This window comes from Bradyrhizobium sp. NBAIM03, assembly GCF_020194055.1.
Taxonomy (GTDB): Bacteria; Pseudomonadota; Alphaproteobacteria; order Rhizobiales; family Xanthobacteraceae; genus Bradyrhizobium; species Bradyrhizobium yuanmingense.
Map to the genome: position 1 here is coordinate 80669 of NZ_JADYVS010000006.1, position 23556 is coordinate 104224.

Here is a 23556-nt window from a genome sequence, read left to right on the forward strand (position 1 = left end):
AAGATCATCATGTCCCGGCCGCGCATTCTCGTCATCAACCCGAACTCCAACCACAAGGTCACGCAGGGACTGGAGGACGCGTTGAAGCCGCTCGATTTCGAGGGCGGGCCCGAGGTGGTCTGCCAGACGCTGGCCGAGGGTCCGTTCGGCATTGAAAGCCAGGCGGACGCCGATAGCGTTGCGATCCCGCTGCGAAAGCTGGTCGAAAGCGACAACAGCTCGGCCGCCTTCGTCATTGCCTGCTACAGCGATCCCGGACTGCAGGTTTGCCGCGAAGGCACCGACCGCCCGGTGTTCGGCATCGCCGAGTGCGGCGTGCTGACGGCGCTTTCCCGCGCGGAGACTTTTGGCGTCATCGCGATCGCCCAGCGTTCGATCCCGCGTCACATGCGCTATCTCAGGCAGATGGGCCTGACCGACCGCTTTTCCGGCGAGCGGCCGCTGAACATGAGCGTCGCCGAAACCGCCTCGGGCGAAGGCACGCTCGCCAAGATGATCGAGATCGGCCGCACGCTGCGCGACGAGGACGGCGCCCGCGCCATCGTGATGGGCTGCGCCGGCATGGCCCGCCACCGCCGTGCGCTGGAAGACGCGCTGCGGATTCCCGTGATCGACCCGACGCAGGCGGCCGTCACGATGGCGCTGGGTACGGTGCAGTTCTCGGCTCACTAGGCGTCCTTCAGCTCTTTGGAATCCTGGCGCGCGAGCCATTGCGCATGGCTCTCGCGGACAAGAGCAAACGTGTCCCGCTGCGTGGTGTAGAGATTGCCGAACATGCGGCCGATCGGCCGATAGGCGTCGAGATCGACATACATGTTGGCGGTGTCGACTAGCCCCCCGCGGGCGTGAACCCGCACGACCTCGCCAACCAGCAGCTCGCGTTCCGGCGAGAAGGTCAGCACGACATGGCGCCGGCATTCCAGCGCGAAGGGCGCCGCGGCGAGACGCGGCACCTTCACGTCGACCGAAGGTAGCGTCGCCAGGCCCGTCGCGGCGACCTCGCTGTCGCCGGAGGGGAAATCGACCGCGCAGTCGTTCATCGCGCCCGACAGCGCCTCGTCGACCATGTGCACCACGAACTCGCCGTCGCGATGGATGTTGCGGGTGGTGTCCTTCGGCGAGTGATCCGGCTTGTGCTGCAGCCCGAGCACGATCAGCGCCGGACTTTCGGAGAACACGTTGAAGAAGCTGAACGGCGCGGCATTCACCGCCCCGTTCTCATCCAGCGTCGTCACCAGCGCGATCGGCCGCGGCACCACCACGCCGCACAGCAGCTTGTAGCGATCGCGCGGATCGAGTTCACGCAGGGATATGCCCTTGTCAGCCATGGCGTCACTTCTCCGGCGGCGGCACCGCGCCGGTCTGGCTGGTGATCAGACCGTAATGCTCGATGCGGCGATGCCGGGCGAAATCGAAGATCGTGGTCTTGCCGAAAGCCGTGGCATCGAGGTCGCAGGCGTGGACCAGCACCTCGTCGTCCTCCGTCTTGGCCTCGGCAACGATCTCGCCATTGGGATCGACGATCAGGCTGCCGCCGAACAGCGGGTGGCCATCCTCATTTCCGGCCTTGGCCACCGCGACCACCCAGGTCGCGTTCTGATAGGCGCCGGCCTGCACCGAGAGGCGGTTGTGGAACAGGCGCTTCTCGACGCCCTCCTCGCTCTTCTCGGCATTCACCGACGGCGTATTGTAGCCGATCAGCACCATTTCGACGCCCTGCAGGCCCATGACGCGATAGGTCTCGGGCCAGCGGCGGTCGTTGCAGATCGCCATGCCGATGATGCCGCCGAGCTCGCGCCAGACCTTGAAGCCGAGATCGCCCGGCTCGAAATAGCGCTTCTCCAGGTGCTGGTGCGAGCGCTTGCTGTCGTATTCCACATGGCCAGGCAGATGCACCTTGCGGTATTTGCCGACGATCCTGCCGGTTTTGTCGGTCAGGATCGCGGTGTTGAAGTGGTGGCCATCGGGCGTCAGCTCGGCATAGCCGAAATTCATCGCCATTCCGTGCTGCGCCGCGCGCTCGAACAGCGGCCTGGTCGCCGCGTTCGGCATTTCGCGCTCGAACCAGATGTCGAACTCGGCGCGGTCCTCGACGTACCAGCGCGGGAAGAACGTCGTCAGCGCCAGCTCGGGATAGACGATCAGGTCGGCACCCTTGCTCTTGGCTTCGTCCATCAGCGCGATCATGCGCTTGACCACCGCCTCGCGGCTGTCGGCTTTCTGAATCGGGCCCATCTGGGCGGCGGCGACATTGACGATGCGCATCAGCGAGTTCCTGGTGATGTCTGGGGGGAAGCGTCGGCTTGCAGGATCTTCCGCGGCGCCGAGCATAACGCGGCTCCGTGCCGATATTCCAGCCAAGCAGCTTTCATGCCGTCCGCCCCCATTCGGCATCCTGCAACAGCCGCCAGTTGATCTTGTTGCTGGCGGTGCGCGGCAGGGACTCGACGAAGACGACGGCGCGCGGCGCCTTGTAGCTCGCCATCGCGCTGCGCGCCCAGCCGACGATGTCGCCCTCCGACGTCGTCGCGCGCGCGGCGTCATCGAGCACCACTAGCGCCTTGACGGTCTCACCGCGATAGCCGTCCGGCGCGGAAACGATGCAGCATTCCCGGATGGCGCGGTTCTGGTACATCGCCGCCTCGACCTCGGCCGGCCACACCTTGAAGCCGCTGACATTGATCATGCGCTTGAGGCGGTCGACGGCGAAGAAATAGCCGTCGGCATCGCGATAGCCGAGATCGCCCGTGCGCAGGAACCGCTTGCCGTCCCGTTCGATGAAGGCTTCGGCATCCGCCTCCGGCCTATTCCAGTAACCCTGCAGCACCTGCGGCCCGTGCACGATGATCTCGCCGACCACATTGTCGTCGAGCTCGATCAGGCTCTCGGGATCGATCACCCTGGCGTCGATCTCGTGCACGGCGATGCCGAGGCACTGCCGCTTCGGCGCCGCCATCGGATTGAGGTGCGTCGGAGACATCGTCTCGGTCATGCCGTAGCCCTCGACGAAATCGAGCCCAAACCGCCCCTTCAGCCGTTCCGCGACGGCTGTCGGCATCGCCGCGCCGCCACCAGTCAGCACCTTGAGCTTCGCAAAACATTTGTCGCGGAAGCTGGCGCTGGCGAGCACATCCACGATCATGGTCGGCGCAGCGTTCCAGAACGTGACGCCATAGGTCTCGAACAAATCCGGCAGCAGATCCTTGTCCCAGCGCGCCATCAGCAGCAGCGTGGCGCCGGAGACGATGGCGGCATTCATCGAGCCCTGCATGCCCGCGACATGGAACAGCGGCATGAAGCCGGTCATCACGTCGCTGCCGTTGAGCCCATACCAGCGCGCTTGCAACACGGCGGTGAACAGCGCGCTGCGATGGGTGTGCATGCACGCCTTGGGCTTACCCGTCGTGCCGGACGTGTAGGGCAGGATCATCAGATCCGCCGGCCCCGCCTCCATCGCACCCGGCTGCAGGCCCTGCACTATCGCGGGCGACCACGAATACCAGCCCGGCGATGACGGCGGCTCCAACGGCGCCTCGGTCACGCATGATGGCAGTGTGTCGGGCGTCGCGGCTGGAACTTCGTCGCGGTATTGCGCGACAATCGCATGCGTAATCGCCTCGCCCACCAGCGGTGCAAACACATCGCTTAGCTCGCTGCCGATGATTGCAACCCTGGCGCCGCTGTCCACGGCGAGATACGCGATCTCGGCGGTCTTGTTCATGGGATTGACCGGCACGATCACGGCGTTCGCCCGCATCGTCGCATAGTAAGCGATGACGTATTGCGGCGAATTCTGCAGCGCGATCATGACGCGGTCGCCGCGCTTCACTCCGCAAACGCCTTGCAGAAAGCCGGCCATGGCATCGACCCGGTCGCGCAGCTCGGCGTAGCTCAGGCTCGCCCCGTAGAACATTGTGGCCGGATGCGTTGGCCGTTCACCTGCAGCGCGCGCCAGCGCGTCGTAGAGCGTCCCCTCCGGCATCGCGAGATGCCACGGCTCATCCGCCGGCCAGGCCGGCGAACGACGAGGTGCTGCGTGGTCCGCGATCACCCGTGCTCCTTATCGGCAATTTCGAGGCCGTGGTCGAGCGCATCGAGCAGCAGCGTCGCCTCGCGCTCGGAGATCACCAGTGGCGGCGCCAGGAACAGCGAGGTCTGCTCGCCGCTGGTGCCGATCACGGCTCCGGCTTCCAGTGCGCGCTCCGCGACGCGCGAAGCGATCGGCACCTCGGTGGTGTCGGCATGCCAGCTGCGCCAATCCGGGCCATGCAGCTCCACCGTCCAGTGCAGCCCCTGCCCGGCCACGCGCTGCACGCTGGGGTGCTTTTGCGCTATTGCGAGGAGGCGGCGGGTGAACAGCTTCTCTAGATTGTGCACGTGGTCCAGAATCCTGTCCTCACTGATGACCTTCAGATAAGCGCTCACCGCCGCCATGCTAATCGGATGGCCACGCAGCGTGCCGTAGTTCTGCCAGCTCGTGCCCTTCAGCCGCTCGACGATGTCTTTGGACACCACGACAGCGGCCACGGCCGCCGCGCCGCCGCCGAGCGACTTTCCGAGCGTCACGATATCGGGCCGGCTCTGCGCGCCCTGGAACGCGAACCAGCGCCCCGCGCGGCCCGCGCCGGTGACGACCTCGTCCGCGATCCAGTAAGAGCCGGCCTGCCGCGCGCAGCGCGCGACCTCGTCCTGATAGGCCCCGTCGTAATAGATGCCGCCTTGCGTATAGTCGATGATCGTCGCCGCCGTGTCCGAGAGCAGGCGCGGGGCGTCCGCGAGATATTCGCTGGGCGGGGTGTTGATGGCCGGCGCGCCATAGATCGCCCCATCCGGCGCCGGCAGGATCCGCACCGGCGCCATCGGTGCCGGTAGTTTCGAGCCGCCGGCGTGCACCGCAAGGCCACCGTGCCATTGCGGCTGCACCGTCATGCTGCGCGACAGCCCGGTGATGCCGTGATAGGCGCGCTCGCGCGTTGCCAGCGCCGAGCGCTGTGTCAGCGCCTGGCAGAGCGACAGCGCCATGTCATTGGCCTCGCTGCCGCTGATGCAGAAGCGCACCGCGCCGACCCAGTCCTCTTCGCCCATGAAGGCGATAGCCATCAGATCGTCGGCGGCCTGCTCGCGGCCGACCCAGGTCCAGCCTTCGTTGACGACGGGCGTATCGGCCGCGCGGCGGATCGCCTCCACCATTGCAGGATGGCGATGGCCGAGACCGCCGCCGGTATTGCTGCCGTCGATCAGCTTGCGGCCATCCGCAAGATGAAAGTAGACGCCCTCGCCGCCGACCACGGCCATCGGCGCGGCCTCGCCCGCATTCAGCCCGGTTCGCAACAATCTGCTCATCGCCACTGCCTCACTCCGCCGGAACGGCGCCGTAGCCACCGCCACCGCACATCTCGATCGTGACGAGATCGCCTTGCTGCAACACCAGGTTCGACTTGCCGTCGATGGCGACGTTGGCGCCCTGCCGGACCAGCGAGATGCGGCAGGCCTTGCCGGGAGAGCCGCCCTGCATGCCCCACGGCGCCATCACCATGCGTTCGACGCAGGTGGTCAGGTGCATCGAGGGCGCCAGGATGCGGTAGGTGCGGACCGAGCCGTCACCGCCGCGATGCGCGCCCGCGCCGCCGGAATTCCGGCGGATGGCCTGCTGCTCGAGCCGGATCGCGTAATTCGCCTCGATCACCTCGACCGGCGTGTTCGAGGTGTTGGACAGATGCACGCGGGTCGCGGACGTGCCGGCCCGATCGTGCCGCGCGCCTTCGCCACCGCCATGGACTTCATAGAGCATCTTCCACGACCCGTTCGGCCGCGGCTCGGCGAAGAACAGCACACCCGCGGTGGTTGCCCCGCCCGCGGACAGGCGCTCGGGAATGGTGTCCTGCATGGCACGGAAAATCGCATCGACGATGCGCATGGAGGTCTCGTGATTGCCGGCGGCAACGGAGGCGGTCCAGCCGGGCTCGAGGATAGAGCCCGGGCGCGTGATGATGGTCAGAGGGCGCAGCGCACCGGCATTCTGCTGCATGTCGCGTCCGCTCATGATGCGCGCGGCATAGGCGACAGCCGAGCGCGCCATGAACGGCGTGGTGTTGCAGAAATTGGAGACGCGATCGCAGCTTCCGGAGAGATCGAAGGTCGCTTCATCGCCGCGAATGGTGATCTTCACATGGATCCGTGCGGGTGCGTTGTTCGCGCTGCCGTCGTCAAGATAATCCTCACCCTCGTAAACGCCATCAGGAAGATCGCGCAGCGCCTCGCGCATCTCAATTTCGGAGAGGTCGTGCAGACGCGACTGCACCGCCATGAAGACCGCCTTGCCATGCTCGCGGCAGAGCTCGACGATGCGCTTCTCGCCGGCCTTGGTCGCCGCGATCTGGGCAAGAAGATCGCCCTCGCAGGATTCGGCATCGCGGACATTGGCCTTGAGCAGCTGCACGATCGGCGCGTTGAGGCCGGCTGCGGTTGCGATCAGCACCGGCGGAATCCGCATCGCCTCCTGGAACGTATCGACCGCCTTGGCGAAATAGCTGCCAGGCCAGGTGCCGCCGATGTCTGGCCAATGCGCGAGGCTGACTGCAAAGGCGACGATCTCGCCGTCGAAGAAGACGGGACGCACGACCTTGACGTCGTTGAGATGATTGCCGCCAAGCGCGCCGACATTGTAGATGACGACGTCGCCGTCGTTCAGGCCATCGCGCGGCATCACCTTCAAGAGTTCGGGGATGGTGTAGGCCATCGCGCCGAGATGAATCGGAATGTCGCGGCCCTGCCCGACCAGGCCGCCGTGGCCGTCGGTGATCGCCGACGAGAGGTCGCCCGCCTCGCGCAAGAGCGGCGAGCGCGCCGAGCGCGTCATGACGAGGCTCATCTCCTCGGCCGCGGCGGAGAGCCCGTGCCTGATGACCTCGACGACGAACGGATCGAGCTTCATGCCGCCCTCCGCGTCAGGAACAAATTGCCTGATGTATAGGGCTTTGCCTGCCAGCCCGGCGGCACCACCACTGTCGACCAGGCGTCTTCGATGATGGCGGGACCATTGATGGTCTCGGTGAGCGAGGCGCGGTCGACGATCTCGGTTGCGATATCGTGGAAGCCGTCGAACGAGCAGGTGCGCGTGCTCATAGACACTGCCCTCGCCGCAGTCGCCGGCCGGCTGACAATTGTCGTCGACGGGCGACGCGCCTGCACCCGCACCGATTCGATGACGCAGGGCTCGCCGGTCGCATAGCCGAACAGCTCATGATGCCGCGTCAGGAAGTCCTGCTTCAGCCTGGCGACGTCGAGCGGCAGCGTGAAGGATACCGGAATGGCGTCGTTCTGCGCCGCGTAGCGCATCAAGGCCACCGGCTCGACCTGGATCTCGGCCTTCGCAACATTGTTGGCGAGAAGCGGCGCCGAGGCATCGGCAATCAGGGCCTCGATCCGTTCCGAGACGCGCGCGAGATCGATGCCGTCAAGGGCGGCGCGAAGGGTCTGCTGCTGCAGGAAGCTGAAATCGGCGGTGAGGCAGCCCAGCGCCGAGAATGCGCTCGAGGCACTGGGCACGACCACCTCCGCAATGCCGTAGAGATCGGCAAGGCCCGCGGCATGCATCGGGCCGCCGCCGCCGAAGGCCAGCAGCGTGCAATCGCGCCCGTCGATGCCGCGCTCGACCGTGACGCGGCGGAGCGCGCGGGCCATGGTCGCGTTCGCGACCTTGATGATGCCGAGCGCCGTCTCCGTCAGGCTCAGCCCGAGCGCGCGGGCAATCGGCGCGATGACGCGCTTTGCGGCCGCGATGTCGATGCCGATGCGGTCGCCAAGCTTGGTCTCAGGATTGAGATAGCCGAGCACCGCATTGGCATCGGTGATGGTCGGCTCCGTGCCGCCGCGGCCATAGCAGGCCGGGCCCGGCTCGGAGCCGGCGCTCTCCGGCCCGACCGTCAGCCCGCCGGGACCGTTGCGCACGATCGATCCACCGCCGGCACCGATCGAGTGCACCGCGAGCATCGGCTGGCGCAGCGGCTTGTCGCCGAGCATGCGGCCGTCGGTCATCTCGGCCTGGCCGTCGACGATCAGGCACACGTCCGTCGTGGTGCCGCCCATGTCGAAGGTCAGCATCCGCGCGCAGTCGAGCTGGCGCGCAATGCTGACCGACGCCGAGACGCCGGCCGCCGGGCCCGACATCGCCATCACCAGCGGACGCTGCTTCACCGCCGAAATCGGCACCATGGCGCCGGCGGAGTGAAACACCTGCAGGCCGGGCCCGATCGGCAGCCGCTGCTCCAGCTCGCTGAGATATTCCACCGCGATCGGCATCGCGGCCGCGTTGAACACGGTTGCCGAGGTTCGCTCATATTCGCGCGCCTCGGGATTGACCTCGTGCGAGAGCGAGACGTGGGCGACGACGCCCCTGAGCCGCTCGCCCAGCATCTTTTCATGCACCGGATTGGCATAGGCGTGAAGCAGGGCAACCGCGACGCTCTGCACGCCGGTCCCCTTCACCCACGCCACCAGACGTTCGACCTCCGCTTCCTCGAGCGCCTTCAGCACCCGCCCCTCATGATCGAGGCGCTCGGCGAGCCCAAAGCAGCGTTCAGGCGGCACCAAAGGCGGCGATTTCGGCGGAATGTCGAGCCGATAGAGATCGCGTCGGCGATAGCGGGCGATCTCGAGCACGTCGGCAAAGCCTTCGGTCGCGACCAGCGCCACCTTCGGCAGCCGGTTCTCGACGATCGCGTTGGTCACGCGCGTGGTGCCGTGGACGAAGCGCTTCACCTCGCTCTTGCGCAGGCCGACCGCCTCGATCGCCTCCAACATCGCCTGCACCGGTGCGACGGGGCGCGAAGGCACCTTCGCAATCCGCGCCTCCGCGGAATCGCGCCGTATCGCGATGATGTCGGTGAAGGTGCCACCGATATCGGTGCCGACCTCCCAATGATTGCCGGGATCGCTCATCTGCACAATCAGCTACGCGTGACGTTCATCATCATTCCCTGTCATGCCATCACGTGCGAGCGTGCGACAGAGCGATGGCCGCGGGATAGGGTCAGAGTTGTCGCAAACCAAAGCGCTAGCAAGCCACCGGCCTTGCGCGGCGCAGCATCGGCTGCACGTTTCCGTGCAGCGCTGCTCGCGCAGAGAGCAGAAGGCCGCGAAGTCAAAATGTGCAGCGCACCCTTGGATTCTTCGAGGCAAATAGAAGCGCCCGTTGCACTGCAATCGGATCGCACAAGGCCGTTTGTCTAATTTGCAGGCGATCGGTCGGCGGTGCGGGAGACAGCACTGACCAAGAGCTATGCACGCAGGTCGGCTCAGCCTCTCTTTATTGTACGGTCGGTAAGCGAGGACATCACCGGCCGCTGGTCGATAACCCGGCGCGCCGAACGGGTCGCGCCGGGTACGGAGATTTCGCGACTGGCTATGCGCTCGCCAGCCATGCCCGCAAGCGCCGCCAACCGATGACGATGCCGGTGATGGAGAACATCAGCCCGAGCGTACAGAGCCCGACAATGAGAGCGTCACGCAGCCGCGCATGAGCCAGCAGAATCGGGAAATCAAGCGTGTGCAGCGCACTGTAAAGCCAGCGATAGGCGCGGCGCGACGGGTCCAGTCTTTGCAGCAGCTTGCCATCGGCAGCATCGACATCGAACCAGAGATCGCCGCAGGTCGTCCGGTAGACGGGGGCCCCCGGAAGTGCGGATTGCGCCGGATAGTCGTCGTTGCCGGCGAGCAGGAACGGTGCGGCACAGCCGGTGCCAAGGCGCGCCGTCAGGCCGCCGATCTCCTGCCTATCCAGGTATGCCGCCGGTCCATCGCGCGGCGCGTCCCCTGCCCTGATCAACGCCTGACGGCCGAGACCAACCCGGTCGCGCCGATAGACATGGCCGTTGAAGGCGAACCATTCGACCTCGCGGGCCAACGGCGATATTGGCTGCGGATCGAGCGACGACGCGTCTCGCCAATCCGGGGCGGCATCGACCACGCCGGCCTCTGTCGGAGTCAGTTGCCCGCGCGAGAACAGGCGGCCGTGATCCATCGACAGCCAGCCGCTGAAGATCCAGCTCAGCACGAACACGGTCGCGACGAGACCGATGATGTGATGCAGGGCGTGCCAGCCCCGATAGGGCGACGAGAGCTGGCGTCCCCGCATTTTCACACGCACGATTCCGAGCACCGCACCAAGCAATGCCGCGATTAGGGCCAGCAGCGACAGCGTCCAGACCACGCCATCCCACAGCGCCCAGCTGCTGCGCAGAATTGTCGGATAGATCCAGTGCAGCACGCTGCCGGCCCAGTTCCACGCGCGCTCGCTGCGCGTCGTATCCAGGACGACTTCGCCGGTCAGCGACGAAACGTAGACCTCCGTTCCAGGGGCATCGCCGAGAGCGGCGCGAAACAAGGGGCGATGGCGATCAAAACCGTTCGGCACGCTCCATTGATCGTAATCCGACCGCGCGACGATCGCAGCGCGCACCGCCTCAAGCCCGCGCTGACGTGAATAAGCTTGCACGATGGTGAGCGCGACATCGGCTGATGTCACCGACGCGTCTCCTCCATCGGAGGCGCGAACCGCTCGCGAACCTATGGAGCCCGAGACGACGTAGACCGGTCCATCGCTCCGCTGGATCAGCCGAACACGCCTGCCATCGGCAATCCCGCTCGCCGCAACGGCGTCCGCGACCGAGATCCTCGTCCCGTCGCGATCGACCGGCACAAGTCCGGCAAATCGCTCCGCTTCCGTCAGCGACGGAAACGGGACGAAGTGCATGACGATCCCGCTCGCGAACCACATCGCGAACAGCAGACAGAACGCGATGCCGAGCCAGCGATGCGTGAGGACGATCGCGCTCATCATGCGCTCAAGGTCTCACCATTTGAACGCGGCCGATATTTCATAGGTGCGCGGCGCGCCCAGGAGGATCTGGTCCGGATAGAACGGATCGCCCCAGATCGCGTAGCGCTTATCAGTGATGTTGCGGACACGGAAGGTCAGGCGGGCCTGGTCGACCGCATTGAACGCCGTCTTGGGGATGTCGACGAAGGCGTAGACGTCGGCCACGGTGTAAGCCTTCATCGTCACGACGTTGGCGTCGGTGTTGTAGCGGTCGCCGACATGACGGCCGGTGATGCCAAGCTCTACCGGCCATGGTGTGAAGAAGCGATACGACGCGCCGGCATTGGCGACGATACGCGGCACGTTTGGCGGCGTGTTGCCGGAGAACGAGCCGCCGGCAAAATTGTAGTCGGCATAGCGCGCATCGACATAGGCGATGTTGCCCCACAGCCGCAGCGGCTCGATCGGGCGTATCGAGGCGGCAAGCTCGACGCCTTTCGACTCCTGTCGTCCGGCGATGTTGAGTTGCATGCCGCCGGCGGCCGCATAGACGTTCTTGCGCAGGACGTCGTAGGCCGAGAACGACCATTCCGCCCGGTTGTCCCAGAACAAGTGCTTGACACCGGTCTCATAGGTGCGCGCGGTGGTCAGATCGAGCGGCTGGGTGGGCGAGAGCAGGAAGATGTTGTTGGCTGCGACGTCGGCGCCGGTGGCGTATTGGCTGAAGAAGGTCAGGCCGGGAACGGCCTCCCAGGTGTAGCCGATGCGCCCCGTGACCGGCGCCCAGTCTTTCGTGAATGGAAAGCCCGCCTTCACGATCCCGTTCTTGTCGGTCGAATTGCGGTCGAGCCCGATATGCTCGACACGAAGACCGCCGATCAGCGCGAAGCTGCGCGTCAGCTTGAGCCTGTCCTCGAATGACAGCGCCTCGTTGTCGATGCGCGCGGTCTGCTGCTGCGTCGTGAGCAGGCCGTAGAAACCGCGGTTGGGGTCGACCAGCGAAACGGAATCGCCGGGAAAGTTTGCCGCGCCGGGCCTGACGAAATCGAGATAGCTCGACGACAGCGTCGTGACCAGCCGGTTGTCGAAGCCCGCAATATTTGTATCCCAGATCAGGTCGGTGATGTTGCCGACCAGTCGCTGACTGTGGGCGACATAGAAACGCTCGCGATCGACCAGGTTCGTGGTGGAATTGAACGCCTCGATCTCGTTATTGAACCAGGTCCGTTCCGCGCCATAGCCATAGGCCTGACTTTTCAGCGTGAGGTCAGGCGCGAGCTTCAGCTCGAAGCCGCCACGCAGCCACACTTCCTGCGCCACGTTGCGGTTATCGAGAACGTTGTAATTGGTGTTGAAGGTGCGGTCGTCGATGGTGACGGCACCGAGATTCGTTCCGTTGTAATTCGAGACGTAATTGCCGGAGACGATCCCCGTCGTCGCATGCGAACCGCTGAAGGCCACCGGCACCAGCGGCGCGCCCCAATAGGCCTTCGAGCGGTCTTCACGATATTCGACCGCACCCCAGATCCTGAGGCTGTCGGAAACACGGTAGTTGAGCTGGCCGGACGTGCCGAACGTCTTGACATTGGTGTCATCGGCAAAGCCGTTGAGGGCGGAACGGCTGATGTCGAAGCGATAGTCCAGGCCTTGCACATTGGTGCTGCCGCCGGAGCCGTAATGGGCACGGAACGAGTTCAGCGAATCCCAGGAGAAATTGGCATCGTTACGGACAGGTCCGGTGTGGGGCTGCTTGGTGACGAAGTTGATGGCACCGCCCGCGGCGCCCTCGCCCGAAATCAGCGAGGCCGGGCCCTTGAGGAATTCCACAGCCTCCAGATTGGCGGTATCCACGATCCGCGAGGTCATGTTCTGCGGACCGATCTTGATGCCGTTGTAGAGCGTGTTGATCTGGCTGTTGGTGAAGCCGCGCATGGAGAAGGCGGAAGGTTCGGCCGGGTTGTCGCCGGAGGTGACGCCGACGGCGCCCTGCGCCACCTCGGACACGGTGCGATAGCCCTGCTCGCGCATGGTTTCGGCGGAGACAACTTCGACGGTCGCGGGCGTCTGCCGCACCGTCAGGCCGAGCCGCGAGGCGCTTTCGGCAACGGCGTTGGAGTTGAGCGGCGTTTGCGGCGTCGAATCCGGCGTGACGGGTCTTGGCGCTGCGGATACAGCCGCCGGCCTGCGCGCTGCCGCGCGGCGCGCGCCCTGCGCCGTTCCTGCTGCCGGTTTGGCCGGCTTGCGTACCTGGGCGGGCGACACCTCGACGGGTGGCAGCGGCTCTCGGGCCTGCTGCGCCAGAGCGGCCGGCAGACCAAGAGCGGCAAAGGACGTGAACGCGGCGGAGGCAAGCAGGACGCGGCGCGGTCGTGCGATACGGATGGAAGACACAGGTGAAAACCTCGGTATGACGTCAGTGGCACGTCACAGCGAACGAGGTCTCACCTTTGGCCTTGCAGCCGTCCGATGAAGCAATGTCTGTACTCCCCGACCGACATCTTCGCGTGTGACCACGGCTGACGGCAGGTCTCCTGGCTCGCGGGTCGTGACCGCTTCGTCGCCTTCCCGGGACCGAGGACCCAGTGGCTCGTGACGAAGGATTCACCGCTTACAGTTGCGGGGGCAGCCGCGGCATTGGGGACAATTTTCCCCGCACCGCATTCCCTTTTCATTCCCTCTCGGGAAAACCGTCGCGAGCATCTAGGATTACCACCAAGACAGAGTCAATGTGCCAGTTGCGGCGTTGGGGCCACAGCAACCAACTTCCTTGGAGATGAGCATGGAAGGCGAGACCTTCCTCTGGTTGATCAGGCATGCGGCCGTCGCGGGCGTGCCCGGGACGATCCATGCGGCCGATGCGCGGGCCGACCTCGGCGATCACGCTGCATTGGCGGCCCTAAGGCAGCTGTTGCCCGCGGATCTCGCCGGCTATGCCAGCCCGTCGCGGCGCACGGTCGAGACGGCGCGCGCGCTGGGGCTCGAACCGGAGCTGATCAGCGAGTTTCGCGAGCAGGATTTCGGCGACTGGACCGGCCATCGGCATGACGAGCTCGCCGCGACCGGTGGCGAGGCCTACGCGCAGGTCTGGCGCGATCCGGCGCACGGACGGCCGCCGAATGGCGAGAGCTTTGCGGATCAGGTCGCCCGCGTCCGCCTGGGCCTGGCCCAGATTGGCGCAGGCTCCGCAGCACTGGTCGTCCATTCCGGCACCATACGCGCTGCGCTCTGCATCGCGCTCGATCTCACACCGGAAGCCGCGCTGCGCTTCGTCGTCGATCCGCTGTCGCTGACCCGGATCGACCGGCTGGCGGGCGGTTGGCGCGTCGTGTCGGTCAACCAGCGCGTGGCTTGAGCCGCATCAAGAAGACCGATCCGGCACATTGGCCTGCGCGAACGTCGCCATGCCATTGTGAAGTGCGCACGCCGAGCGCACCAGCGGCAGCGCGATGGCGGCGCCCGATCCCTCGCCGAGCCTGAGATCGAGGCTGATCAGCGGCTGCACGTTCAGCGCGCGCAACACCAGCCGATGTCCCTGCTCGGCCGATTGATGCGAAGGCAACAGGAACGGCTGGCAGGACGGGTTGAGGCGCACCGCCGTCAGCGCCGCCACCGAGACGATAAAGCCGTCGATCAACACGGGGATGCGGCGTTGCGCGGCCGCGATGATCGCACCCGAGATCGCCGCAATCTCGAGGCCGCCGACCGCGCACAGGATTTTTTCGGGTGACGCCCCCGCAACGCCGTGATGCGCGATCGCCGCATCGATCACCCGCACCTTGTGCGCGCGGCCCGACGCATCGACGCCGGTGCCGCTGCCCGCGATCTCGTCGGCACTCACACCGAGCAGGCTCGCAGCAATCGCTGCTGAGGTCGTGGTGTTGCCGATCCCCATCTCGCCGAAGATCAAGAGATCAGGCCGGCCGGCCTCGGCGCGCACCACCGCGCGCTGCCCGGCCTCGAAGGCGAAGGCCAATTCCGCCGGCGTGAGCGCGGCCTCGACACTGAAATCGCGGGTGCCGCTGCGCGGCTTGTCGGTGACGATTCCCGCGATCTGCGCCTCGGCCAGCGTGCCGGCGTCGACCACCTCGAGGCTCGAACCCAGCTCGCGCGCCAGCACCGAGATCGCGGCGCCACCGGCGGCAAAATTCGCCATCATCGCGATGGTGACGGCTTGCGGATAGGCCGACACGCCCTGCGCGACGATGCCGTGGTCGCCGGCGAAGATGATGATCGGCACCCGCGCGGCGCGCGGCTGCTCGGTGGCCTGCAAGCCCGCAAGCTCGATTGCGAGCTGCTCGAGCCGGCCGAGCGCACCGGTCGGCTTCGTCAGTTGCGCCTGCCGCGCAATGGCCGCCTCACGATGAACAGCGGAGACCTCTGGGCAGTTCTGGGTAACCCATTCGGGAAGCATGCTGCTCAACGCCTGCGTTTGATGATGTAGCTGTCCATGATCCAGCCGTGCCGCTCGCGTGCGTCCTGCCGCACGGCGGCAATGCGCGCGCCCAGTTCAGCCAGCGCGCCGGACATGATGATCTGATCGGGCATGCCGAGATAGGCACCCCACCAGATCTGCAGGCCTTCTGGATCCAGCGATTGGAACGCCGTGCCGCCATCGAGCATCACGACGACGGTGTCGACGCCCTGCGGCCAGCCGCCTTCGCGCAAGCGCCGCCCTGTCGTGACCAGGAACGGCTCGCCGATGTCGTTGAGCGGCAGCGCATGCGCCGCGCACAGCGCCTGGATCGAGGTGATCCCCGGCACGACCTCGATTGTCGGCAATGGATCGAGCCGCCGCGCAATGCGCAGCGAAGAATCATAGAGCGAAGGATCGCCCCAGATCAGCAGCGCGACCTTGCCCTCATCTTCGAGATGCCCAGCGATCGTCTGCGACCAAATCGCGGCCACCGCATCGTGCCAATCGTCGACGCCCTTGCGGTAGTCCGCCTCGGTCGCATCGCGCACGGGAAGATCGAATTCGGCGATGCGCGTCGTTTTGTTGGTGAGCACACCGGCGCAGATCGTTCGCCTGAGATCTGCGAGATCGGATTTCGCCGTTCCCTTGCGCGGGATCAGGATGAGATCGGCGGCGTTGATGGCGTCAACGGCGGCGCGCGTGAGCTGCGCGGGATCGCCGCAACCGATGCCGATCAGGGAGAGCGTTAGCATCGCGAGCGCGATGGGCGGCCACACCGGCGGCCCATCGCTGATCTCTTACGCCGCGTTGTGCAGGCGCGGGGTGACGAGGCCGGGCGCGGTGACGCCGCGCAGCGACTTCGCCAGCGCCAGCACCGCGAGATCGGCGAGCGGTTCGATCACGATCACCAGCGCATAAGCGGCAGCGAACGTCCCGACGCTGGCGAGATTGCTCATCGCAAAGCCGGAGCCATAGAGCGCCCAGAACGCCACCCATGCGATCACGCCGGCCTGGTAGGTCGTCGAAAGCGCCAGCGCCTGACCGTACTTCAAATCGACATAGGCGGTGTTGCGGGCAATGATCCGCTTGGCGATCGCCTGGATCGCGAACAGCGGCACCAGAAGCGTGGTGACGTTCATGCCGTATTGCGGCAGATCGACTGGCTCCAGCAGCATGCCCTGAAGCAGCAGGCCAAATGCAAGGCCGAAGGCGGCGGGCGCAGCACCAAAGAGCAGGAACAAGGTCGAGCCGAGGATGAAGTGCACCTCTGATACCCCAACCGGAAAGTGCGGCAGGATTTCGAAGAAGACGAAGACGAGAGCGGTGGTGGCCAGTGTCCGCGCCGCGAACGAGCCGGCGCCCTGCTCGCGCACGGTCTCGACCGCGAGCTTCAAGGCAACGCCGCCTGCGGCGATGCCGGTTGCGTAACTCAACACGAGCTTGGCGCCCGTCACGATCCCGGGTTCGATATGCATGGCTCAATTCCTTTCCGCCGTCACACCCGACGGCCTTGGCCTCAAAACGTGCACGGCCGGTCTCCTGGCTCGCGGTTCACTGGGTTCTCCGGCCTTCCCGGACCTTGCGGTCCAGTGGCGGTTCGGAGGCCCTCACCGCTTACAGTCGCGGGGGCGGCTGGGGTTTTGGGCGCCGCAACTGGGTCCGCCCATCCCCATTCCCGATTATGCTCCGGCGCTTTGCGCCGCGTCGAGCACCATGCCGCTCTTGTGTGCCCCTTTCGTATCGCGGGCGTCAAGGGGCGAACCGCTGCCGGAGCCGTCATGCCGGATATTCTCCCGCCAGCGCGCCGAACAGGATGACGGCCGCAGTGGAAGCGGCGCCGCCGCGCCCAAGCTGCTCCGCGAGCTCGGCAATCGTGGTGCGGACCAGCCGTTCGTCGGGACGCCCGAGAGATTCGGCGAACAGCGCCGGAGTGCTGGGAGCGAGGCCGTGCGCGATCAATTTTGCGGCAAGCGCCGGAAAGGTGCGCCGGCCCATATAGACCACGGTCGTGGCCTCGGGGTCGGCCAGTGCCGCCCAATTCAGATTGGGCGGCAGCTCGCCCGTGACGTCAGCGCCGGTGATGAACTGCACCCGGCGGGAGGTATACCGGCGGGTCAGGGGAATGCCGGCCTGGGCGGCGGCGACACAGGCGGAGGTGACGCCGGGAACGATCTCGTAGCCGATGCCGGCCTCGCGCAGCGTCTCGATCTCCTCCTCCAGCCGGCCGAAAATGCCGGCATCGCCGGACTTGAGCCGCACCACGCGCGCGCCGGTTGCGGCATAGTCGACCAGGAGACGGTTGACGTGGTGCTGCTTGGTCGAAGGACGCCCGGCCCGCTTTCCCACCGCGACGAGATTGGCGCCGGGCCGTGCGAGATCGAGGATCGCGCCGGAGGCAAGATCGTCATAAAGCACGACGTCGGCCTCGCGCAGCCGCGTGGCGCCCTTCACCGTGAGGAGCTCGGGATCGCCCGGACCGGCGGAAACGAAAGAGACAAAACCGCTCACCGGTCCTCCGCGATCAGATGGAAGAACGTGCCGGTGGCATGGCCACGGCGCGAGCCGGTTTCGGCAATGACCGCGCCGGTGGCATCGTGCACGACCGCGAGCGGCGTATCGGGCTGGGCGAGGATGGTCGAATAGTGGAACTCGTGGCCGCGCAGGCGCGCGCCAGGCTGATGCCCCGGCATCGGCGCAGCCAGTTCAGCAAGACGATAGCCGAGATGCATGCGGCGCTTGGCAAAGCTGGTCTCGAGGCCAAGCAGCCCCGCCATCTCATGGCTGATACCGTCGGCGTCGGTCAGGCCTGCGCCCAGCACCATATAGCCTCCGCATTCGCCATGCACCGGCCGCGTCTCGGCGAAAGCGCGCAAGCCGCTGCGAAAGCGCGCATTGGCCGCGATCTTTCCTGCATGAAGCTCGGGATAGCCGCCGGGCAGCCAACACACGTTGGCGCTCGCATCGGGCGCTTCATCGGCCAGCGGCGAGAACGGCACGATCTCGGCGCCCGCGGCGCGCCAAGCTTCCAGCATATGCGGATAGACGAAGGAGAACGCCGCATCGCGCGCCAGCGCGATGCGCTGGCCGGGCGGCGTCACGTTCAATCCGTTCGCCGCAGCTTGCGGCGACCATTGGCCTGCCGAGTGGAGCACCGCATCGAGATCGACGTGCTCGGCGACAAAGCGCGCGGCCTCGTCGATCAGCTTGCCGATCTCGGCCTGCTCCTCGGCCTGCACGAGACCGAGATGCCGCTTCGGCAGGCTGATCTCGGCATGGCGCGGCAGCGCGCCGAACACTTTGATGCCGGCCTCGTTCAGCGCGCGCCGCACCAGATCCTCATGGCGGGGGCTGGCGACGCGATTGAGCACGACGCCGCCAAGGCGCACGCCGGCGCGGTAATCGCGAAGGCCGGCGGCGATCGCTGCCGCAGTCTGCGCCTGGCCGGAGGGATCGATCACCAGAACCACTGGCCAGCCCAGCATCTCCGCGATATCAGCGGTCGCTCCGGTGCCGGAGACACCGCGCGCGGCGACACCGTCGAACAGGCCCATCGATCCCTCGGCGAGAACGACATCTGCATTGCCGCCACGGCTGACGAGATGCGCGATGGTGCCGCGATCCATCGCCCAGCTGTCGACGTTGACCGAGGCGCGTCCCGTGGCTGCGGCGTGGAAGGCGGGATCGATATAGTCGGGGCCGCTCTTGAAGCACTGCACGTTCAGGCCGCGCTTGCGCCAGGCGCGGGCGAGCGCCAGCGTCAGCGTGGTCTTGCCGACGCCGGAGGCCGGCGCGGAGATGACAAGGCTCGCCGGCATCACGACGCCTCCGGAAAGCGCGGCTCGGCACCGACCGGCCGGTAGCGGCGGTCGTAGTCGGCGGCATAGAGGCGGCTCTCGTCAAAATCGGCAGCGCCAAGCGTCTTGCCGACCAGGATCAGCGCCGTGCGCTCCATCTCGCCACCCACGAACGCACCGAGCGTTGCAAGCGTCGCGCGCACGATGCGCTGCTCCGGCCAGCTCGCGCGCCAGACGATCGCGACCGGGCAATCCGCGCCGTAGTGCGGCGTCAGCTCGGCGACGACCTGGTCGAGCAGATGGATCGACAGGTGGATCGCGAGCACCGCGCCGGTCGCGGCGAACGCGGCGAGCTTCTCGCCCTCGGGCATCGCGCTGGCACGGCCCGGCGTGCGCGTCAGCACGACCGTCTGAGCAAGACCGGGCAGCGTCAGCTCGGCCTCCAGCGCGGCCGCGGCAGCCGAGAACGAGGGAACGCCGGGTGTCACCGAGTAGGGAATCCCGAGCGCACGCAAACGGCGGAGCTGCTCGCCCATCGCCGACCAGATTGAGAGATCACCGGAATGCAGCCGCGCGACATCCAGGCCTGCCGCATGCGCGCCTGCGATCTCGGCGATGATCTCGTCGAGCGACATTGGCGCGGTGTTGACGATACGTGCGCCGGGCGGGCAATGCGCCAGCACGCCCTCCGGCACCAGCGAGCCGGCATAGAGACAAACCGGACTGGCCGCGATCAGATCGCGGCCGCGCAACGTCAGCAGATCGGGTGCGCCCGGCCCGGCACCGATGAAATGCACCGTCATGGGCCGTCTCCTTCGGCAATCGCGGCGGTCGCGGTGCGATCCTGCGAGACAACCCGTGCTGCAATCAACCGCGCGCGCGGACCGGCGACCGCGAGCGCCGCAGCCTCGGCTACAGATCCGGTGCCAAATTTCTCCGCGACGAGCTTCGATTGCGTGGGCGTGTCGATGCCGGCCAGTGTCGCGGCCGGAACGGCCCTGATCGGCACGCCGCATTCACGTGCGAGTTGCTTCAGCGCCTCGATGTCGGCCTTATCGCTGACGGTTGCCATCGCCGCAAGCCCTTCCGCACCGCCCGCAGCGAGCAGCGCTTCACGCAGCGAAGCCAGCGTCACATCGCGCTTGAAGCCGAGTCCGGCGACCTTCATCGCACCACACTCCACTGCACCACGGGGCGTGCTGCCTCCCACGACCGATAGCGGCCGAGCGGGGCGGCATGCGAAATTTCGGCCCGCATCAGTTCGCCGCCGTGACGCCGATGCAGCTCGCCGAGCAGAGCTTCCGTCTCCAGCGTCACAGCATGCGCCACGAGCCGCGCACCCGGCGAGAACCGCGGCCAGATCGCATCAAATAACACTTCGTCGAGACCACCGCCAATGAAGACGGCATCCGCCGCTTCCAACCCGGCAAGAGCTTCCGGTGCCCTGCCCGTGACGACTGTGATCCGATGTGCCAAACCGAAGGCGGCTGCATTCTTGCGGATGTTCGCGGCGCGATCCTCGCGCGCTTCGACTGCACTCGCCGTCCCACCACACAGCGCCCACTCCACGGAGATCGAGCCTGAACCTGCGCCGATATCCCACAACCGTTCGCCGGGCCGCGGCGCCAACGCCGAGAGCGCGAGCGCACGTACCGGCCGCTTGGTGATCTGGCCGTCATGCATGAAGAGGTCGTCCGATAATCCCGAACTGCGGGGCATCCCCTGTCCGCCCTTCGCCTCGACGGCGACGGTGACCAGGTTTCCGGCGAGATCACCGGCAAGACTATCGGCGCGATATTCTGTGACGCTTTCGCGCGGGCCACCGAGGGCGGCGAGCATCCAGAAGGCCGAGGCGCCCCACCCGCGCTCGCTCAACCACCTAGCCAGATCGCCAGCCGCTTTCCCATCGCGCACGAGACAGATGATGCGCGCCCCTCGCGCCAGATGCGGACCGAGACGCTCGAACGGTGCGGCGTGAAGCCCGAGGCAGACGGTGGATTCGAGTCGCCAGCCCAGCCGCGCGGCGGCGAGCGAGAAGGTGGACGGAGCAGGATGCGCGATCCACTCGTCGCCACCGAGCTTCTCGGCAAGGCTCGCGCCGGCGCCATGCCAGAACGGATCGCCGGAGGCGAGCACCACCGTCGGCCTGCCGCGACAGCTCAGCACGACATCCGCATCGAACGGCACCGGCCATGGACGACCGCGGCTGCCAATTTCGGCAAGCGCAAGATGGCGCTCGCCGCCGAACACGGTTTCGGCCTTGGCAAGCGCCTTTCGGCTTGCCTCCGACAGCCTGGCAAGGCCATCTTCGCCGATACCGATGATGGTCAGCCAGGGATCAGACATGATTCGCGCCCTCATTCTGGGCGGAACGGCCGATGCGAGCCTGCTCGCCGCGGAGATCGCGCGCGCCGGCATCGATGCCATCTATTCCTATGGCGGCCGCACCCGCGCGCCCGCCGATCAGCCGCTGCCGACGCGCATCGGCGGGTTTGGCGGCGTGAGCGGACTTGCGGATTACATCCGCGCCGAAGGCATCACGCATGTGATCGATGCAACGCATCCCTTCGCCGCGGAAATGAGCCGCAACGCCGTTGCGGCTTGCACCGAGACGGGCACGCCGTTGCTTGCGCTGGAGCGCGCGCCCTGGATCAAGGCGTCCACCGACAACTGGATCGAGGTGGCGGATGTCAATGCTGCCGTCTCCGCACTGCCCGACGCCCCGGCAAACGTGTTCCTCGCCATCGGCCGTCAGCACATCGCGCCGTTCGCGGCCAAGCCGCAACATGCCTACACGCTGCGTTTCGTCGATCCGCCCGAAGCGTCGCTGCCCTTCGCGGCCGATGTGATCGTATCGCGTGGCCCCTTCACCCTCGACGGCGAGTTGGAGATGCTGCACACGCGCGGCATCGCCTGGATCGTCGCCCGCAATTCCGGCGGCGACGGCGCGCGCGCCAAGATCGACGCGGCGCGCAGGCTCGGCCTTCCCGTAATCATGATCTCGCGACCAGAGCTGCCCGAGCGCCAAAGGGTCGAGAGTGTCACTGACGTGATGCAATGGCTCGGTCATTCTGCGCGCCTCGGCGCATAGACCCAGCGGCCGATGCGGCGCGTCTGCGAATTGCCGACGATGACAAGCGTGCGCATGTCGGCCATCTCGGGCGTCGCCTGGTTCAGCGTCACGATCTCGATCTTTTCATCAGCCGCGCTGATCGCGCGCGCGAAGATCATGAGACGCTCGCCGCAGCCGGCTTCGCGAAGCAGCGCAAGCGCACGGCCGAATCCTTCCGGGCGGCTGGCCGAGCGCGGGTTGTACATCGCGATGGCAAAATCGGCTTCCGCCGCGAGGCGCAGGCGCTTCTCGATCACCGCCCACGGCTTGAGATTGTCGGAGAGGTTGATCGCACAGAAATCATGGCCGAGCGGCGCGCCGGCACGCGCGGCGGCCGCCAGCATCGCGGTGACGCCGGGCAGCACACGGATCGAAAGTTCACGAAATTCCGGCGCCTGCTCGAGCGTCTCGAACACGGCGGATGCCATCGCGAACACGCCGGGATCGCCGGAAGAGACGACGACGACCTGACCGCCTTCGGCGGCAAGCCGCAGGGCTTCGCTCGCGCGTTGCAGCTCTTCGCGATTGTCGGATGGATGCAGAGTGAGCCCAGGCCGCGGCGGCACGCGCGCGACATAGGGCGCATAGCCCAGAATGTCGGTCGCCGTCGCAAGCGCGGCGGAAACTTCCGGCGTCACCAGCGCGTCGCTGCCCGGCCCGAGGCCCGCGATGGTCAGTGTGCCTGTCATTCGGCGGCATCCAGATGCCGGCCCTTGCCGTGCACGAGCACGATCGCGAAATAGGGACAGTCGGCCGCATCGATCTCGGCGAGCCGCACCACGCGCTCGCCTGGCATGGTGCCACGCTCAACCAGCCAGGCATCGGCGAGCCGCCCGGCGGAGCTGAGCGCGCGGCGCACTTTTGCGAGATTGCGGCCGGTCTTCATGACGACCAGTGCATCGGAATCGCGCATGCGGCGTTCGAGCTCGGCCTCGGGCAGCGTGCCCATCAGCACCGTCGTCACGTCGTCGCCGAGCGCGATCGGCCGGCCGACGCCGTTCCAGCAACCGACCATGCCGGGGATGCCGGCGATCACCTCGATCTCGACGCGGCCCTGCAGGCGCGTGTGCAGATGCATGAACGATCCGTAAAAGTAGGGATCGCCCTCGCAGAGCACGACGACGTCGACGGCGCGCGAAAGCCGCGCCAGGCGCTCGGCCCATTCGTCGTAGAAGCCGGCGAGCAGCTGGACATATTCGGGGCTGTCGAAAGCGATCTCCGTCGTAACAGGATATTCCATGGGATATTCGGTAACGCCCGCAGCCAGCATGCCATCGACGATGCGGCGCGCCTGACCGGGCCTGCCCTTCTTGCGAAAATAGGCGACGTGGCTGGCGCCCCGCACCGTACGATCGGCACGCACGCTCATCAGATCAGGATCGCCGGGGCCGAGACCGCAGCAGATGATGCGTCCCAT

General features: G+C 66.6%; 21 protein-coding genes and 2 riboswitches. Of the genes, 3 read left to right on the forward strand and 18 right to left on the reverse strand.

The features are described from left to right. Positions 1–9 precede the first annotated feature (9 nt). On the forward strand, positions 10–672 hold the full coding sequence (locus tag I6F21_RS10925; protein ID WP_225141402.1) for an aspartate/glutamate racemase family protein: 663 nt from the start codon (positions 10–12) through the stop codon (positions 670–672). Here I6F21_RS10925 and I6F21_RS10930 read toward each other — a convergent pair. From I6F21_RS10930 to I6F21_RS10965, 8 genes are all read right to left on the reverse strand, one after another. After that, complete coding sequence (locus I6F21_RS10930) at positions 669–1328, reverse strand: flavin reductase family protein (protein ID WP_225141400.1); 660 nt, start codon at positions 1326–1328, stop codon at positions 669–671. The genes I6F21_RS10925 and I6F21_RS10930 overlap by 4 nt on opposite strands. A 4-nt stretch (positions 1329–1332) precedes the next feature. Continuing rightward, positions 1333–2265, reverse strand: coding sequence for an N-carbamoyl-D-amino-acid hydrolase (locus I6F21_RS10935; RefSeq protein WP_225141398.1), 933 nt, complete (start codon positions 2263–2265; stop codon positions 1333–1335). Between the two features lie 103 nt (positions 2266–2368). Next, positions 2369–4051 (reverse strand): long-chain-fatty-acid--CoA ligase, encoded by a 1683-nt coding sequence (locus I6F21_RS10940; protein WP_225141396.1) that lies wholly within the window; start codon positions 4049–4051, stop codon positions 2369–2371. Continuing rightward, the gene (locus I6F21_RS10945; protein WP_225141394.1) at positions 4048–5343 is read right to left on the reverse strand and encodes an aminotransferase class III-fold pyridoxal phosphate-dependent enzyme; all 1296 of its coding nucleotides are present in this window, start codon (positions 5341–5343) and stop codon (positions 4048–4050) included. The genes I6F21_RS10940 and I6F21_RS10945 overlap by 4 nt, the downstream gene beginning before the upstream one ends. A 10-nt stretch (positions 5344–5353) precedes the next feature. After that, positions 5354–6934 carry a hydantoinase B/oxoprolinase family protein gene (locus I6F21_RS10950; protein ID WP_225141392.1) on the reverse strand — a complete coding sequence of 527 codons (1581 nt, stop codon included), beginning with the start codon at positions 6932–6934 and terminating at the stop codon, positions 5354–5356. Next, positions 6931–8940 (reverse strand): hydantoinase/oxoprolinase family protein, encoded by a 2010-nt coding sequence (locus tag I6F21_RS10955; protein ID WP_225141391.1) that lies wholly within the window; start codon positions 8938–8940, stop codon positions 6931–6933. The genes I6F21_RS10950 and I6F21_RS10955 overlap by 4 nt, the downstream gene beginning before the upstream one ends. 463 nt (positions 8941–9403) lie before the next feature. After that, the gene (locus I6F21_RS10960) at positions 9404–10840 is read right to left on the reverse strand and encodes a PepSY domain-containing protein (protein ID WP_225141390.1); all 1437 of its coding nucleotides are present in this window, start codon (positions 10838–10840) and stop codon (positions 9404–9406) included. A gap of 12 nt (positions 10841–10852) precedes the next feature. After that, complete coding sequence (locus I6F21_RS10965; RefSeq protein ID WP_225141389.1) at positions 10853–13210, reverse strand: TonB-dependent receptor; 2358 nt, start codon at positions 13208–13210, stop codon at positions 10853–10855. 112 nt (positions 13211–13322) lie between these two features. Continuing rightward, a riboswitch (cobalamin riboswitch) is annotated at positions 13323–13526 on the reverse strand. A gap of 72 nt (positions 13527–13598) precedes the next feature. On the opposite strand from I6F21_RS10965, the gene I6F21_RS10970 reads away from it, so the two are divergent. Beyond that, on the forward strand, positions 13599–14171 hold the full coding sequence (locus tag I6F21_RS10970) for a histidine phosphatase family protein (RefSeq protein ID WP_225111830.1): 573 nt from the start codon (positions 13599–13601) through the stop codon (positions 14169–14171). A gap of 6 nt (positions 14172–14177) precedes the next feature. Here the strand turns inward: I6F21_RS10970 and cobT are convergent, their stop codons facing one another. From cobT to cbiE, 8 genes are all read right to left on the reverse strand, one after another. Then, positions 14178–15230, reverse strand: coding sequence for a nicotinate-nucleotide--dimethylbenzimidazole phosphoribosyltransferase (gene cobT, locus I6F21_RS10975; RefSeq protein WP_225141388.1), 1053 nt, complete (start codon positions 15228–15230; stop codon positions 14178–14180). Positions 15231–15235: 5 nt separating this feature from the next. Then, positions 15236–15985 carry a precorrin-6A synthase (deacetylating) gene (gene cobF, locus I6F21_RS10980; protein ID WP_225141387.1) on the reverse strand — a complete coding sequence of 250 codons (750 nt, stop codon included), beginning with the start codon at positions 15983–15985 and terminating at the stop codon, positions 15236–15238. 45 nt (positions 15986–16030) lie between these two features. After that, positions 16031–16708, reverse strand: coding sequence for an energy-coupling factor ABC transporter permease (locus I6F21_RS10985; protein ID WP_036023541.1), 678 nt, complete (start codon positions 16706–16708; stop codon positions 16031–16033). 36 nt (positions 16709–16744) lie between these two features. Then, positions 16745–16964, reverse strand: a riboswitch (cobalamin riboswitch). 45 nt (positions 16965–17009) lie between these two features. Continuing rightward, positions 17010–17741 carry a uroporphyrinogen-III C-methyltransferase gene (cobA, locus tag I6F21_RS10990; protein WP_036005341.1) on the reverse strand — a complete coding sequence of 244 codons (732 nt, stop codon included), beginning with the start codon at positions 17739–17741 and terminating at the stop codon, positions 17010–17012. Further along, positions 17738–19048: a cobyrinate a,c-diamide synthase gene (locus I6F21_RS10995; RefSeq protein ID WP_225141386.1), complete on the reverse strand. Its 1311-nt coding sequence runs from the start codon at positions 19046–19048 to the stop codon at positions 17738–17740. Before I6F21_RS10995 ends, cobA begins: the two co-directional genes overlap by 4 nt. Then, positions 19048–19830 (reverse strand): precorrin-4 C(11)-methyltransferase, encoded by a 783-nt coding sequence (cobM, locus tag I6F21_RS11000; protein WP_036023536.1) that lies wholly within the window; start codon positions 19828–19830, stop codon positions 19048–19050. Before cobM ends, I6F21_RS10995 begins: the two co-directional genes overlap by 1 nt. Beyond that, on the reverse strand, positions 19827–20195 hold the full coding sequence (locus tag I6F21_RS11005) for a cobalamin biosynthesis protein (RefSeq protein ID WP_036023534.1): 369 nt from the start codon (positions 20193–20195) through the stop codon (positions 19827–19829). Before I6F21_RS11005 ends, cobM begins: the two co-directional genes overlap by 4 nt. Further along, entirely contained in the window at positions 20192–21373 is a 1182-nt protein-coding gene (cbiE, locus tag I6F21_RS11010) for a precorrin-6y C5,15-methyltransferase (decarboxylating) subunit CbiE (RefSeq protein ID WP_225141385.1), read from the reverse strand. Before cbiE ends, I6F21_RS11005 begins: the two co-directional genes overlap by 4 nt. Between cbiE and I6F21_RS11015 the strand changes: the two genes are divergently transcribed. Continuing rightward, positions 21372–22118 carry a cobalt-precorrin-6A reductase gene (locus I6F21_RS11015; protein WP_225141384.1) on the forward strand — a complete coding sequence of 249 codons (747 nt, stop codon included), beginning with the start codon at positions 21372–21374 and terminating at the stop codon, positions 22116–22118. The genes cbiE and I6F21_RS11015 overlap by 2 nt on opposite strands. Here the strand turns inward: I6F21_RS11015 and cobJ are convergent. Further along, positions 22094–22828, reverse strand: a complete 735-nt coding sequence (gene cobJ / locus I6F21_RS11020; RefSeq protein ID WP_225141383.1) for a precorrin-3B C(17)-methyltransferase — start codon at positions 22826–22828, stop codon at positions 22094–22096. The two genes, I6F21_RS11015 and cobJ, sit on opposite strands and share 25 nt — an antisense overlap. Then, positions 22825–23556 (reverse strand): precorrin-2 C(20)-methyltransferase, encoded by a 732-nt coding sequence (locus I6F21_RS11025; RefSeq protein ID WP_036023524.1) that lies wholly within the window; start codon positions 23554–23556, stop codon positions 22825–22827. Before I6F21_RS11025 ends, cobJ begins: the two co-directional genes overlap by 4 nt.